General features: G+C 71.1%; 10 protein-coding genes and 2 pseudogenes. 8 read left to right on the top strand and 4 right to left on the bottom strand.

Features of this window, described 5'->3' with window-relative positions:
* The first annotated feature begins 223 nt into the window (after positions 1 to 223).
* Positions 224 to 721, top strand: coding sequence for a flavodoxin family protein (locus KSED_RS09825; protein ID WP_015779942.1), 498 nt, complete (start codon positions 224 to 226; stop codon positions 719 to 721).
* A gap of 106 nt (positions 722 to 827) precedes the next feature.
* Positions 828 to 1,511, top strand: coding sequence for a hypothetical protein (locus KSED_RS09830; protein ID WP_015779943.1), 684 nt, complete (start codon positions 828 to 830; stop codon positions 1,509 to 1,511).
* Here the strand turns inward: KSED_RS09830 and KSED_RS09835 are convergent.
* The 3 genes from KSED_RS09835 to KSED_RS09845 all read right to left on the bottom strand — a co-directional run bounded on the left by KSED_RS09835 (position 1,474) and on the right by KSED_RS09845 (position 7,991).
* A complete protein-coding gene (locus KSED_RS09835) occupies positions 1,474 to 2,826 on the bottom strand; it encodes a heparan-alpha-glucosaminide N-acetyltransferase domain-containing protein (protein ID WP_015779944.1) in 1,353 nt (450 codons plus the stop codon). The two genes, KSED_RS09830 and KSED_RS09835, sit on opposite strands and share 38 nt — an antisense overlap.
* Positions 2,823 to 6,857: a Pls/PosA family non-ribosomal peptide synthetase gene (locus KSED_RS09840; protein WP_015779945.1), complete on the bottom strand. Its 4,035-nt coding sequence runs from the start codon at positions 6,855 to 6,857 to the stop codon at positions 2,823 to 2,825. Before KSED_RS09840 ends, KSED_RS09835 begins: the two co-directional genes overlap by 4 nt.
* Positions 6,858 to 6,977: 120 nt before the next feature.
* Complete coding sequence (locus tag KSED_RS09845) at positions 6,978 to 7,991, bottom strand: DUF368 domain-containing protein (protein ID WP_015779946.1); 1,014 nt, start codon at positions 7,989 to 7,991, stop codon at positions 6,978 to 6,980.
* 96 nt (positions 7,992 to 8,087) lie between these two features.
* Between KSED_RS09845 and KSED_RS09850 the strand changes: the two genes are divergently transcribed.
* A complete protein-coding gene (locus KSED_RS09850) occupies positions 8,088 to 8,468 on the top strand; it encodes a YchJ family protein (protein WP_015779947.1) in 381 nt (126 codons plus the stop codon).
* A 32-nt stretch (positions 8,469 to 8,500) separates the two neighbouring features.
* Here the strand turns inward: KSED_RS09850 and KSED_RS09855 are convergent, their stop codons facing one another.
* Positions 8,501 to 9,172: a Crp/Fnr family transcriptional regulator gene (locus KSED_RS09855; protein ID WP_015779948.1), complete on the bottom strand. Its 672-nt coding sequence runs from the start codon at positions 9,170 to 9,172 to the stop codon at positions 8,501 to 8,503.
* A gap of 108 nt (positions 9,173 to 9,280) precedes the next feature.
* On the opposite strand from KSED_RS09855, the gene KSED_RS09860 reads away from it, so the two are divergent.
* From KSED_RS09860 to KSED_RS09885, 5 genes and pseudogenes are all read left to right on the top strand, one after another.
* The gene (locus KSED_RS09860) at positions 9,281 to 9,511 is read left to right on the top strand and encodes a heavy-metal-associated domain-containing protein (protein WP_015779949.1); all 231 of its coding nucleotides are present in this window, start codon (positions 9,281 to 9,283) and stop codon (positions 9,509 to 9,511) included.
* A gap of 51 nt (positions 9,512 to 9,562) precedes the next feature.
* Positions 9,563 to 11,449 carry a heavy metal translocating P-type ATPase gene (locus KSED_RS09865; RefSeq protein WP_015779950.1) on the top strand — a complete coding sequence of 629 codons (1,887 nt, stop codon included), beginning with the start codon at positions 9,563 to 9,565 and terminating at the stop codon, positions 11,447 to 11,449.
* Between the two features lie 154 nt (positions 11,450 to 11,603).
* Positions 11,604 to 12,772, top strand: a pseudogene (locus KSED_RS09875) (IS3 family transposase).
* 104 nt (positions 12,773 to 12,876) lie between these two features.
* Positions 12,877 to 13,203 carry a TetR-like C-terminal domain-containing protein gene (locus tag KSED_RS09880; protein WP_015779953.1) on the top strand — a complete coding sequence of 109 codons (327 nt, stop codon included), beginning with the start codon at positions 12,877 to 12,879 and terminating at the stop codon, positions 13,201 to 13,203.
* A 163-nt stretch (positions 13,204 to 13,366) separates the two neighbouring features.
* Positions 13,367 to 14,182, top strand: a pseudogene (locus KSED_RS09885) (IS481 family transposase); the annotation flags it as partial.
* Positions 14,183 to 14,347 lie beyond the last annotated feature (165 nt).

Consider the following 14,347-nt stretch of genomic DNA (forward strand, 5'->3'; position numbering starts at 1 on the left):
ACCCGGCCAGCAGGGGCAGACCGAGGAGCAGGACGGGCCAGCGAGCTGTCACGGAACCTCCCCGGGCCGGCTGGGCGCGACCGCTCGACGACGTGGACGACTGGGGCCGGACCGAGCCGGCGTCCGCGACAGGTTACTGCCCCTGCGAAGGCAGGTCCCGGCCCGACCGGGGCCGTCCGCTCCCGCCCCGACCTCAGCGGAGTGGCGGTGGCACCCTGAGGGCATGGCACGCCTGCTCCTGGTCCACCACTCCCCCTCGGCAACCACCACGGCGCTCACCGACGCCGTGCTCGGAGGAGCCCGCGACGACGCCATCGAGGGGGTGGAGGTCCACGTCCGTCCCGCCCTGGAGGCCACGGCCGAAGAGGTCCTCGCCGCGGACGCCGTCCTCCTGGGCACCTCGGCCAACTTCGGCTACATGTCGGGGGCCCTGAAGCACTTCTTCGACCGCACCTTCCTGGACATCGGCGGTGGCCTCGGCACGGACGGTGGTGCGACCGGTGGGCACGAGAGCACCCGTACCATCCCCTACGGGCTCTACGTCCACGGCCGCTACGACCTGACCGGCGCGGTGCGCTCGGTCGAGTCGATCGTGTCCGCCCTGCCCTGGCGGCGGGCCGCTCCCGTGCTGGAGGTGCTCGGCGACCTCGGCCCCACCGCGCTGGAGCAGGCCCACGAGCTCGGGGCCACGCTCGCCGCCCTGGTCTCGCCCGGAGGCTGACCCCTCCCCCGGGGACGACCGGCCCACCCCCGCGGACCCGTTAGGATTGTGCGGCCTGTGTCCTCGCCGGGACGCACACCATCCCGACCCCCTGGGGAGAGAGAACATGCCCATCCACACCCGTCGCCGGACCACCCCGCTCCGCCGGCGTGCGCTGCTGTCCGGAGCGCTCGTCGCCGGTGTCGGCCTGTCGGCCTGCTCGCCGCAGGCACCCACCGAGGTGATGCCCGAGCGCTTCGTCGACCCGCCCTACCTGGCGGAGGACATGGACGCCCAGGAGCAGGCCGAGGCCGAGGAGGCCTGGGAGCAGATCTCGGGCTGGGCCCTGGACAACGCGACCAGCGAGGGGGCGCTCGACCCCGAGAGGCCCACCACCGCCGCGGACCTGACCGAGCCCGTGGTCCGGCAGATGACCCCCCGTAGCGCGAAGGCCTGGGAGCGGCACGTGGAGGCCGACCTCGCCGGCGATCTCGACGCCCGCGACACGGTGAACCTCCTGCACTTCCACGAGTGGCCCAAGAACTTCAACCGACGCCGGATGGAACCGGTCCATCACGGCTCCTGGGTGACCGACGGCGAGGTGTACCCGGCCGAGGGCGAGGGATTCGACATCTCGATGACCGTCGTCACCCGAGCCGGTCTGACCTGGGACAAGCAGCTGGTCTCGCAGGACGTCAACCGCCGGGTGAACCTGCGGGTCGTCCCCGAGGGCGACCGCTGGCTGGTGGCGAACTACGACGGGAAGCTCCGCATCACCCCCTCGGCCAAGGACGTCTCCCCCAACGTCTGACCCGTCGCCGCGCGACGAAGGAGGCGGGGACGAGCGCCCGGGTGGCATGACCCACCAGCCACTCCAACGGTCCCTGCCGCTGCACGCTCAGCCAGGCCAGCGCGAAGACGACGACGACCAGCACCTGCAGGGCGAACTCCACCCCCACCCCGAAGGTCTCCAGGGGGAGCAGCAGCATCAGCAGGTGCAGGCAGTAGAGCGTGAGGGTCATGCGTCCGGGCGCCGTGAGCAGCAGCAGCGACCGCGAGAGCAGGGTCCCCAGCCCGAGCATGACGCCGATCACCAGGAGGGCGACACCGCTGGTGCGGAGCAGGTCCACCGGCGTCCCGCTGTGCGGGGCGATCGTGCTGAGCCACCACCAGGAGGTGGTGGGGACGGTGCCGTCCGGCCCCCAGACGAGGAGGTCAGCCGTCTCGTCCAGGGTCCACCCGGCTGCCATCTGCCCCTCGGCCACGTGCTCCAGCGCCCCCAGCGGCCCGGTGAGCACCTGGTAGACCACCCAGGAGAGGGCCGTGACGGCCACGCCGGCCAGCGCCAGGTGCACCGCCGAGATGCGCCGCCGCAGCCGCAGGCGGCCGATGCCCATCCCCAGCAGGATGTAGGGCAGCCAGCTCAGGGCGGGGAAGAGTCCGGTGACCACCAGGGTCTCCAGGAACTCGAGCGGCCGCGTGAACAGGTCCCCGGGGACCAGGTTGCCCAGGTCCGGCACCGGGTCGCCCTGCCGGAGCCAGTAGCTCAGCACCGGGCCCAGCACGGCCCCGACCGCGGCGAGGACGAAGAGCGGCCTGGCGCGCAGCCCGAGGAAAGGGATCGCCAGGGCGAACAGGGCCGCCAGGTAGGGCAGGATCACGCCGGCCGCGTCAACCGGGATGATCAGCCCCATGATCAGGCCGATGGCCAGGATGAGGATCGCCCGCACCCCCTGCCGCAGCATCGGCGTCCAGCGGCCCCGGGAGAGCGGCCGCGATCCCCCGCTCATGAGCGCCAGCGACACTCCGGCGAGGACGGCGAAGAGCGCCGAGGCCGTGCCCGAGGCCACCGTCCACGCGGGGTGGACCGTGATCTCGGGGGTGAAGGCGGGAAAGATGTGGACCGATATCATGCCCAGCAGCGCCAGCCCTCGGGCCGCGTCGAGACCGGTCAGGCGGTGCTCCGTCGGCCCCTGGTCCTCCGGGGTCGCCCGCCCCGCCGGCTCGCACGCGTGCGGGGTGTCGGGGACGACCTCGGTGCTCAGACCGGTGTTGGGCCCGTCCAGGGAGTCGAAGGAGGTGGCGGCGTCCGAGACGAACTCGGTGGCGCGGATGGCGGGACTCATCGGGCGACCTCCAGGGTCTTCTCAACGGTGGTGGCGTCCTCGACCGCGGCCCGGACCGGCTGGGCCGGGATGCCCTGCCAGACGGTCCGTGCCGGCGTCGTCTCACCCTTCATGACCAGCGAGAGGGCCCGCAGGCGCGACCTCTCCTGCACGTCGGAGCCGTAGAGGACCACGGAGCGGGCACCGACCTCGGCCTCGTCCGCGACCCGCACCTCGTCCATCTTCATGACGCGGTCCTCGAAGAGGTGGGTCTGCAGCGAGACCGCGGGGCCGATGTATGCACGGCGCCCGATCGAGACCAGGTCGAACTCGGTGATGTAGGTGGACTCCACCAGGGCGTGGCGGCCCACCCGCACACCGAACAGGCGGAGCACCGGGCCGAGCATCGGGGTGCCCTGGAGGTGCATGAGCAGCACCGGCACCGCCGCGGCCTCGAACACGCCCGTGACGAGCTCGCTGACGCGCACGAACTGGCTCCACAGCGGCTCGACGCGCTTCCGGTAGCGGCCCATGAGCACCCACTTCATGAGGGCCACGAAGAGCGTCGTGGCCAGTCCGGCGAGCATGGCCACCGCCGGCAGGAGCATGATCATGGCCCACACGGGCAGCTCGGCGAAGGCCAGGGCCGAGGCCACCTGGAGGGTGGCGAAGGTGGACAGACCGAGCAGCGTGCCCGGCAGCGTGGCGCGCACGAACTCGATGAGATAGCGACCGATCACGACCTTGCGCGAGGGACGGTAGGTGTCCTCCTCGGAGTAGCCCTCGAACATCTCGCGCTGCGGGAGGAAGAAGGAGGGCGAGCCGAGCCAGGACTCACCGGGCTGGATGCCGGCGGCCGGCGGGGTGGACCCCACGCCGAGCAGGCTGTCCTGCCCCATCTTCGACCCCGAGGGGACGAAGGCGGCGTTGCCGACGAAGGCCCGCTCCCCGACCTCGGTGGGCCGGAAGGCGACGTGCCCGCGGCAGTAGGTCGCGCTGCCGACCGAGGCCATGTCGGCCACGAACGACTCGTCGTGCAGGGTCAGCAGGCTGGGGTCGATGTTGGCGATCGTGGACACCTCGGCCCGCTTGCCCACCCGGGCGCCCAGCAGCCGGAGCCACGGCGGGGTGTACAGCGTCGAGTACATGCTGTTGGTGAGCAGGAGGCTGGCCTCCAGGAGCCGGTCGGCGAACCACTTGTCGACGCCCAGCTGGGAGCGCAGGTGGTGGATCCCCACCGGCATCCGGGGCAGGCCGAAGTTCCGCAGCCCCAGGATGAGAGCGCAGGCGCTCACCACGAAGAGGGGGCCGGTGAGCAGCGAGGCGAGCAGCCCCCACCAGACGCCGCCCGCGAGGAGCGTGGCCCACACCAGGACCACGGGCAGCAGCAGCGCCAGCATCGGGAGGAGCTCCAGCCCGAGCACGCCCCACACGAAGCCGACGACCTGGGTCAGCCCCCAGCGGCGCGGCGCTCGGTCGCAGGCGGCCATCGTCACGACGATGTCGTCCCCGGGGGCGGGCACCACGGTGGCCGGCGAGCCGGCACGGACCTCGCCGGGGGGCATCGTGAGGTCGGGGCCGACGACCGACTGCTCCTGCACCATCGCGCCGATCCCGATCTCGCAGGGGGCGACCACCACGGAGTTGGCCAGGACGGTGGAGTCCTCGCGCAGGTGGATGTCCCCCACCTCGATGCGACCGCCGGACACCGACCAGGCGTCCAGGCGGGTGGCGTACCCGATCGCGACCCCCGCGTCGATCGTCACCCGCGCGGGCAGGGTGGTGATCGGCGTCCCGACGTGGGCGGAGTCGTCCACCCGGGCGCCGGCCAGCCGGAGGTAGGGCGCGGCCAGGGCCGAGCCGGCGAGGTGGTTCATCGGGGAGAGCTCCATGGCCCGGCCGGCCATCCACACCCGCAGGTGCTCCATCGAGTAGAGCGGGTAGCTGCCCGGCTTCACGTCGCCCAGCAGGCGGGCCACGACGAGCGGGCCGACCCAGCGGGTTCCCAGGTAGGAGATCGGCAGCGAGACCGCCATGAGCTGCAGCAGGCTGATCGACGGCACACCCGAGTACCACCAGTAGGCGAGGGCCACCGGCGACATGGCGACCATGAGCATGAGCAGCACGGCCACGGCCTGGGCCAGGCCGAAGAGCCAGATCCGGCCCGTCGAGGCGTGCTCGATCGGCTCGGTGGTGAGGGCCTCGCCCACGTCCTCGGTGGCCCCGCTCTCGTCGAGGGTGCCGGCCATGCCGCGGACGGTGGGCGTGGCGTAGAGGTCCATCACCGACAGCTGGGCCCCTCGCGGGTCCTCGCGCAGACGGGAGACGAGAGAGGCCGCGACCAACGAGTGACCACCGAGGTCGTCGAAGAAGTTGGCCTGCACGGACAGCTGGTCGGGCTCCACCCCGAAGGCGTCGGCCCAGACCCCGGCCATCCACTCCTCGGTCGGGGTCGCGGGCGGGACGTGCTCACCGCCACCGACTAGGCGCGGGGTGCTCGGCCGAGGCAGGGCCTTGCGGTCGACCTTGCCGCTGGGCAGCATCGGCATCTCGTCGATGGTCTCGAGGAACGAGGGGACCATGTAGGACGGGAGCGTGTCCCGCATGTCCTCCCACAGCTTCTGCCGCAGGCCGTCGACGTCGGTCTCGTCCTCGTTCACCGTGATGTAGCCGGCCAGGTCGCCACCACCACCGTCGGGCCAGTAGTTGACCGCGGCGGTGGGCACCCGCGGGTCGCGCATCATCACGCTCTCGATCTCACCGAGGTCCACGCGGTGGCCGCGGATCTTCACCTCGGCGTCGGCGCGGCCCAGGTAGACGATCTCGCCGTCCTCCTGGAAGCGCGCCAGGTCACCGGTGCGGTAGATCCGCTCCCCGGAGCCCTCGGGGTCCTGAATGAACCGGTCGACGTTGAGCTCGGGGCGGTTGATGTAGCCGCGGGCCACACCGGGGCCGCCGATGCACAGCTCGCCGACCTCACCGAAGGGCACCGGCTGGCGGTCGTCGTCGAGGATCGTCGCGGTGTAGGTGGGCACGGGCACACCGATGGTCACCGCCCGACCCGGCCGCAGGACGCCCCAGGTGCAGGTCACGGTCGCCTCGGTGGGTCCGTAGGTGTTGAGCATGCGCCGACCGGGGGCCCAGCGCTCGACGAGCTCGGCCGGGCAGGCCTCGCCGCCGACCATCACCGAGCGGATCGAGTCGATGGTGCGCTCGACGGTCGAGAGCACGGTGGGCACGCAGTAGAGGATCGTGATCCCGCGGGTCTCGAGGAACTCGGTGAGCCCGGCCCCGACGCGGCGAGCGTCGGTCGGGCCGGCCACCAGGGTCGCGCCGGCCGCCCAGGTGGGCCAGACCTCCTCGATGGCGAAGTCGAAGGCGATCGTCATGCCCTGGTAGATGCGGTCGGTCTCCCGGACGTCGTACACCTCGGTGATGACGTGGATGAAGTTGACGATGCTGCTCTGGGCGACGTCCACGCCCTTCGGCCGACCGCTGGAGCCCGAGGTGTAGATGATGTAGGCCGTCGGGTCGTCGAGCCCGTCCGGGGCGGGCCGCGTGGTCGGGGCCGCGGCCACCGCGTCCTGGGTCGACGGGTCGTCGAGCAGCAGCACCGGGGCGGCGCTGGCGTGGTGCGCCGGGATCCCGGAGGTGGACAGCAGCATCGACAGCGAGCTGTCCTCGGAGATGAAGCTCACACGGTCCGAGGGCGAGGCGGGGTCGATCGGCACGAAGGCGCAGCCAGCCTTCATGATGCCCAGCAGGCCGACGTACATCTCCAGCGAGCGGTTCAGGAGCAGGCCGATGCGCTGGCCGGGCTCGACGCCCCGGTCCCGCAGGTGGTGGGCCAGGGCGTTGCCCAGCGCGTCCAGCTCCGCATAGGTCAGCCGCCGGTCCTCGAGCTCCAGGGCCACGTGGTGGGGAACGCGGTCCACACTGGCCTCGAAGTACTGGTGCATCCGCTCCTGCATGGGCGGGCGGACGCCCGAGAGCTCGATCAGCTCGGTGGGCGACTTCAGACGATCCGGCTCGGTTGGCGTCTGCAGGGCCACAGACTCCCCCTCAGGTGTTGGGTCAACGTCTCGGGTGACCGGCGGGCCGTCGGGCCACAGGCACGGTCTCTGCCACTTTACACCCCCCGGAGGGGGTTCCCGAACCATCCCGCCTGCTGGTCAGGCCCCGGGGGTCGGGGTACCAAAGCGTCGCTCGAACACCACCAGAGCCGTGACCACCACGGCGCCGAGGAAGGCCAGCAGGACCGGCCCGGTCACCGGGTCAGCCGGGGATGTCAGGGCACCGGTCTCGTGCTCCCCGACGACCTCCTGCCAGGGCCACAGCGCCCGCAGGGAGCCGATCATCAGCCCGCTCATGGCCAGCAGGGTGACCCGGCGGTGGCGCAGCAGGAAGTAGCGGATGACACGCACGAAGGAGGCCAGCCCGACCATCGCCCCGAGGCCGAAGACGGCGATGTAGGTGAGATCGCGCTCGTCGATGGCGGCCATGGTGGGGGCGTAGAGGCCGATGGCCAGCAGGAAGAAGGAGCCGGAGACCCCCGGCACGACGAGCGCGCAGATGGCGACCGCCGCAGCGAGGAAGACCACGAGGAGGTTCGGCTGCATCCGGGTCTCCCCGCCGGCCATGCTGACCAGCAGGAAGCTGATGACGGCGGCCACGACCACGACGAGCACGGCGGCGACCGGGGAGAGCGTGGGACGCCCGGCGGCCTCGTCGTCGCGACGGCTGTCACGGGCCATGAGGAGCGGGACCGCGATGGAGGCCACCACGAGCCCCAGGAAGAGGCCGCGGGCGTGCTCGGGGTGGTCGACCACGAGATCGGCCATGGCCCCGGCAGCCAGCAGGACGGCCGCGAGCATGCCGGCCATGACCGGCACCAGAAGGCCCCACGAGCTCTGGCGCAGCTGACCGACGAAACCATTCCACCGGTCGGGCCCCTGGACCAGCCGCTTGAGGGCGGACAGGACGTGGGCGGCGGAGTCGAGCAGCTCGTCGTAGACCCCGGTGACCAGGGCGACGGTGCCGCCGGAGACCCCCGGGACGAGCTCGGCCATGCCGATGAGGACCCCGCGGACGAGGTTGAGCAGGATGCCGAGCGGCGTCTGCCGACCGGTGGGTGCTCCGGGGGACGGGGCCTCGTGGGCGGCGTCCTGCGCGATCTGGCTGGTCATGGAGTGTGCTCTTCGTCCTTCGGTCGGCACGGGGTCCGGGGGACTGTATCCACCCCGCGGCCGACGGCAGGAATCCGCGACGGGCACGATGAGGACATGAACGCTGTCCCCTGCCCCTGCGGCTCGCCGGACTTCTCGACCTGCTGCGGTCCCCACCTGGCCGCAGAGACGCTGCCACCCACCGCGGAGGCACTCATGCGCTCGCGCTACTCCGCCTTCGCCCGCGGGGACTCCGAGCACCTGTGGCGCACCTGGCACCCCCGTACCCGTCCGGCCTCGGTGGATCTCGGCGACGCCGAGTGGACCGGGCTGGAGGTGCACGAGGTGGTGGGCGGCCGGCCCGGGCAGACCGAGGGCGTGGTGGAGTTCACGGCCCGCTCCCGGCAACCCGACGGGTCGTGCGAGGCGTTGCGCGAGCGCTCCCGCTTCGCAGTGCGGGCCGGGCGCTGGTTCTACGTGGACGGCGAGCAGCGCTGAGGCGCAACGCCAGCACCGGCGCTCGGGTGCGCTCAGCCTGCCAGCTCGGTCAACCCGTCCAGATCGAGCAGGGCGATCTCGGCACCGGAGACCTCGACCAGGCCCCGCTTCTCCAGCCGTGCCAGGGCACGGCTGAACGACTCGGGCGTGACACCCAGGTAGGAGGCCACCTCCCGCTTGCGCATGGGCAGGCTCACCCGGACGTCCCGTCCCTGCACGGCGGCCGGCAGGTCCAGCAGGTAGTCGGCCAGGCGGGCTGCCATGTCGGTGCTGGTCAGGCGGGCGATGCGCTGCTCGGCGTCGGCCAGCCGCCGACTCATGGCCCCGAGCAGGTCGCGCGTGATGCGCGGGTGCTCCCCCATCAGCCCCGCGAGCTGGTCGTGCTGGAACACGCAGGCCACGACCGGTTCGATCGCGGTGGCCGTGTGGTCGGCGGGCCCACCGGCCAGCAAGGGGTGCTCCCCCACCACCTGCCCGGGGGCCACCGTGCGGACGATCCGCTGGGTGCCGTCGGCCCGGCCGTGGGTCAGCTTCACCGTTCCCTCGTGCAGCACGAACAGCTGACCGACCTCCTCGCCCTGCCGGTAGAAGTCGTGCCCGGCCTCCACCATCTCGGGGTGCGCGCAGGAGGCCACCTGTTGCTGGGCCTCCGGGTCGAGGCCGGCGAAGATCGGCACCTGGGTCACGCAGAGGTCCTGAGGCATGGATCCATCCTGCCTCGCCCGGCTTGATCTTGGTCAAGGAGACCTGGGGCGGACCTTCCTACCGTGAGGGCATCGACGGAGATCCCGTCGAGGACGGAAGGACGAATCATGACGAACACCGCTCTGCAGCACACCACCCTTCGCGCACAGGGGTTCTCCTGCCCCTCCTGCGTCAGCAAGATCGAGAAGCAGGTCCAGCGCCTTCCCGGCGTGGAGAAGGTCGAGGTGAAGTTCGCGAGCTCCCGGGTCGAGGTCGACCACGCGGAGTCCGTGACCCCCGAGGATCTCGTGGCAGCCGTCCGCAAGGCCGGGTACGAGTCCTCCCCCTCCGTCTTCTGAGCACGGGGCCCTCACCCCGAACGCCACCCAGCACCTCGCGAAAGGACTCCCATGACCCGGCCGCCCCTCTGGCGGCGCCTCGAGGGCTCCCCCTGGACCATCCCCGCCCTGGCCGCGCTGCTCGTGGTCGTCTCGTGGACGCTGGGCTGGTCCGGGCGGGACGGCGCGGCCGACCTGGTCATGCTGGCGGCCGCGGTGGTGGCGGGTCACCGCATCGCTCTCAGCGCCGTGCGCGCGCTGCTCAACCGGGTGGTCGGGATCGACCTGCTGGTCACGGTCGCCGCCGTCGGTGCCGTCCTGGTCGACAACTACTGGGAGGCCGCGGCGGTGACCACGCTGTTCGCGATCGGCGGGGCGCTGGAGGCCATGACCCTGGCCCGCACCCGATCGGCCCTCTCCGAGCTGGTGGACTCCGCCCCGGACATGGCCATGGTGGTGCGTGAGGGTGTCGAGACCGAGGTCCCGGCCCACGAGGTCCGCCCGGACGAGGTGGTGATCATCAAGGCCGGTGGCATCGTGCCCGTCGACGGCGAGGTCTTCGGCGGCCGGGCCGCGGTGAACGAGGCCAGCATCACCGGCGAGTCGATCCCGGTGGAGAAGACCGAGGGCGACCCCGTCTACGCCGGCACCGTCCTGACCGGGGGCCACGTCCGGGCCCGGGCCGTCTCCATCGGCGCCGAGACCACTCTGGCCCGGATCATCCGCCGGGTCGAGGACGCGCAGGACGCCAAGGCCCGCACGCAGACCTTCATGGAGCGCTTCTCCCGCTGGTACACCCCGGGCATCGTCCTGATGGCCCTGGTGACCGGTCTGGTCACCAGGAACGTGGAGCTGGCCCTGACCCTGCTGGTCATCGGCTGCCCCGGCGCGCTGGTGATCTCCATCCCCGTCGCCCTCGTGGCCGGGATCGGTCGCGGCGCACGGTCCGGGGTGCTCATCAAGGGTGGTGAGCACCTGGAACGGGCCGCCACCGTCGACGCGGTCGCACTGGACAAGACCGGCACCCTCACTGCCGGGGCGCCGGAGCTCACCGACGTCGTCCCCGTGACCCCGGGGGTCGACCGTGAGGAGGTGCTCCGTGCCGCCGCTCTGGCCGAGGTGGGCAGCGAGCACCCCCTGGCCGAGCCGATCGTCCGCCGAGCCCGCCAGGAGGGCCTGCTCGTGGGGAGCCCCGAGGGTGACTTCCGCCCCGTGGTGGGGCACGGCATCGTCGCCAGGGTCGAGGGGCGGACCATCGCGGTGGGCAAGCCCGAGCTGGGTGAGCAGGCATTCCCCGGCACCGACGCCACGGCCCTGCGGGAGCTCGTGGACGAGCTCGGGAGCCGGGGGCGCACGGCCATGGCCGTGGTCCGCGACGGAGAGCCGCTGGGCGTGGTGGCCGTCGCCGACACCCTGCGCCCCGAGTCCGCCGACGTGGTGGAACAGCTCCACCGCAGCGGTGTGAAGCGCGTGCTGATGCTCACCGGTGACCGCGAGTCGGTGGCCAGGGCCGTGGCCGCCGAGGTGGGTGACCTCGAGGTCCACGCCGGCCTCCTGCCGGAGGACAAGCTCGCCATCATCGAGCAGCTCCGGGCCGAGGGGCACCGGGTGGCCATGGTGGGAGACGGGGTGAACGACGCCCCGGCCCTGGCGAGCGCCGACATCGGCATCGCGATGGGTGCAGCGGGCAGCGGCCTCGCGGTGGAGACCGCGGACGTGGCCCTGATGGCCGACCGCATCGACCGGGTCGGCGACGCCCTGGGCCTGGCCCGCTCCACGGTGCGCGTGATGCACCAGAACATCGTGATCGCCCTGGTGACGGTGGCCCTGCTGCTGGCCGGTGTCTTCGCCGGCGGTGTGACCATGAGTCTGGGCATGCTGGTGCACGAGGCCTCGGTGCTGGTGGTCATCGTGAACGCGATGCGCCTGCTGCATCACGAGCCGTGGGGTCACCGCTAAGGTGATGGTTCTTCCTCACTCCCCGCCCCCGAGCCAGCAGAGGTCCCATGTCTTCCCGCATCCACCACCCCGGCCTGCGTTCCAAGGGGGACTGCTGAGGGTTTGGTTGATACCTGATCTGTGGGGACTGGGTCCCTGCTGGAAGGATGTCACCATGCCTGCACCTCTCCCCAAGGAGTTCCGTGACGACGTGATCGGTGTCGCCCGTCGTGGCGAGGCGTCGATCGCGCAGACGGCGAAAGACTTCGGGATCTCGGAATCAACCCTGCGCAACTGGCTCCGCCAGGCCGACGTCGAGGACGGCGCCCGTCCGGGCGTGACGGTGGCCGAGTCCGAGGAGGTGCGTGCCCTGAAGCGCCGTAACCGGTTGCTGGAGCAGGAGAACGAGGTCCTGCGCCGAGCAGCGGCGTACCTGTCACAGGCGAACCTGAAGCTGGGCCAGTCCCCAAAGTGACCTACCCGCTGGTCCGTGACCTTGCCGCTGACGGGATCCCCGTCACGGTGACCTGCCGGGTGCTGAAGTTCTCCCCGCAGGCGTTCTACGCCTGGTGCGCCCACCCGGTCAGCGACCGGGACCTGGTGGATGCCTACGCGATGAACGCCGCGTACGAGATCCACGCCGAGGACCCCGCACTGGGGTATCGATTCATCGCTGATGAACTCGCGGACGCCGGTCATGCCCTGTCTGAGCGGCGCGTGTGGAAGATCTGCCACCAGGGGCAGATCGTCTCCGCGCACTCCCGTACCCGGGGACGATGGAAGAAGCCCGGCCCACCGGTCCACGACGACCTCGTCCAGCGCGATTTCACCGCCGAGGCCCCGAATCGGTTGTGGTTGACCGACATCACCGAGCACCCCACGGCCGAGGGGAAGTTGTACCTGTGCGCCGTGAAGGACGTCTGGTCACGGCGGATCGTGGGGTACTCCATCAATGACCGGATGACCTCCCAGCTGGCCGTCGACGCCCTGGAGATGGCCATCGCCCGCCGGGGCCGCGACACCACCGCCGGGTGCGTGGTCCACGCCGACCGGGGCAGCCAGTTCCGGTCGCGCACGTACCTCTGCGCGCTGCACCGGCATGGCCTGACCGGGTCCATGGGTCGGGTGGCTTCCAGCGCGGACAACGCCGCGATGGAGTCCTTCTTCGCCCTGGTGCAGAAGAACGTCCTGAACAGCCGCCGCTGGGCCACCCGGGAGCAGCTCCGGCTGGCCATCGTCACCTGGATCGAGCGGACCTACCACCGCAGACGCCGGCAACGGGCTCTGGGCAAGACCACCCCGATCGAGTTTGAGACCATCTACTGGCCCGCTCACGCGGCCTGAAACACCACACCCGAAGTGTCAACCAAACCTACAGCAGTCCCGACCTCGAGAAACGCGTCCGCACTCTCGACGCCGGAATTGGCGAACGCCCTGGCCTCGAAGCGGTGTGCCACACCTATCTCGGCTTCGTGCGCGAGCACCCGCGCCTATACGACGCCATGTTCACGAACCCCACGCCACTACCCTTTGCGGACAACGAGACTCCGCCTGAACTCACCGGTGCGTTCAACGCGCTCACGGAGCACGTGGCTCGACAAGCGCCTCACATCGGCGACGCGGTAGCCGCAGCCGAGCTCCTGTGGGCCTGCTGTCACGGCCTGGCCACACTCCAGGCATCTGCGCGCATTCCCGCAGATCGCATCGATGAACACATCGGCCACATCGACCGGATGATCACCCGCCGGGGCACGCAGGGCGAAGACCCAGCGTGAACCCAGGCCGGCTGGGCCTGCCCCTCCCAGCCAGCACGTCTGGGTCAGAATCGACTAGATGTGATGTCCAGGGAGGTTGTTGCGGGACTCGCTGATAGGTGAAGGCCTCCTGTTGCGAGAGTGGAGCTGTCTAAGAACCGCTTCGCGCACCCAGGAGGCCTTCATGTCCCACGCTAACGCCGCTCTGACTCCACGCGCTCGGATGCGGCTGGCCAAGCTCATCGTCGAAGAGGGGTGGCCGGTGGCCGTGGCAGCCAAGATGTTCCTGGTCTCACCACCCACGGCCCGCAAATGGGCTGCCCGGTACCGGGACGAGGGACCGGCCGGGATGACAGATCGCACCAGCCGGCCCCACGTGATGCCGACCAAGACACCACCAGCAGTGGTGAAGAAGATCGTGAAGGCCAGGTGGCGACGCCGGCTCGGCCCGGTACAGATCGCCGGCGAGCTGGGCATGCCAGCCTCCACGGTCCATGCCGTGCTCGTGCGCTGCCGGCTGAACCGGCTGGCCCGCATCGACCGGGTCACCGGTGAACCAGTCCGCCGGTACGAGCACCCCTACCCCGGGTCGCTGATCCACGTCGACGTCACGAAGTTCGGACGGATCCCTGACGGGGGTGGGCACCGCTTCGTCGGCCGGCAGCGGGGCCTGAAGCACCGTGCGGCGACGTCGGACCGGGAAGGCACCCGCGACCACCGGCACCAGCCACGACTGGGCGTGGGGCACCTGCACACCGTGATCGATGACCACTCCCGGGTCGCCTACGTCGAGGTGCACGCCGATGAACGCAAGGAAACCGCGATCGGTGTGCTGCGCCGGGCCGTCGCGTGGTTCGCCGACCGTGGCGTCACGGTCGAGCGGGTGCTGTCGGACAACGGTTCGGCCTACAGGTCCGGCGCCTGGAGCCAGGCCTGCGCCGACCTGGGGATCACCCCCAGACGGACCCGCCCGTATCGGCCGCAGACCAACGGGAAGATCTGTGAGTATCGCTGGTGGTGCTGGACCGTGCTGGCCTGACCCCGGCGAAGGTATGACCGTGGTGTCCTGCGTTCGATTTGTCGGTCAGCTGCGGTCCAGCACCCTGGTGCTCGCCGACCCGACGGAACTGACCTGATAGGAGCTTGCCTCGCGGTCCCGTCACAG

The sequence above is a fragment of the Kytococcus sedentarius DSM 20547 genome, assembly GCF_000023925.1.
In the GTDB taxonomy this organism is placed as follows: domain Bacteria; phylum Actinomycetota; class Actinomycetes; order Actinomycetales; family Dermatophilaceae; genus Kytococcus; species Kytococcus sedentarius.

What these genes read in the sequence shown, in the direction of transcription:
- KSED_RS09830 (WP_015779943.1), top strand. Translation starts at nt 828, where the DNA reads ATGCCCATCCACACCCGTCGCCGGACCACCCCGCTCCGCCGGCGTGCG.
- KSED_RS09865 (WP_015779950.1), top strand. Translation starts at nt 9,563, where the DNA reads ATGACCCGGCCGCCCCTCTGGCGGCGCCTCGAGGGCTCCCCCTGGACC.
- KSED_RS09860 (WP_015779949.1), top strand. Translation starts at nt 9,281, where the DNA reads ATGACGAACACCGCTCTGCAGCACACCACCCTTCGCGCACAGGGGTTC.
- KSED_RS09850 (WP_015779947.1), top strand. Translation starts at nt 8,088, where the DNA reads ATGAACGCTGTCCCCTGCCCCTGCGGCTCGCCGGACTTCTCGACCTGC.
- KSED_RS09855 (WP_015779948.1), bottom strand. Translation starts at nt 9,172, where the DNA reads ATGCCTCAGGACCTCTGCGTGACCCAGGTGCCGATCTTCGCCGGCCTC.
- KSED_RS09845 (WP_015779946.1), bottom strand. Translation starts at nt 7,991, where the DNA reads ATGACCAGCCAGATCGCGCAGGACGCCGCCCACGAGGCCCCGTCCCCC.
- KSED_RS09825 (WP_015779942.1), top strand. Translation starts at nt 224, where the DNA reads ATGGCACGCCTGCTCCTGGTCCACCACTCCCCCTCGGCAACCACCACG.
- KSED_RS09835 (WP_015779944.1), bottom strand. Translation starts at nt 2,826, where the DNA reads ATGAGTCCCGCCATCCGCGCCACCGAGTTCGTCTCGGACGCCGCCACC.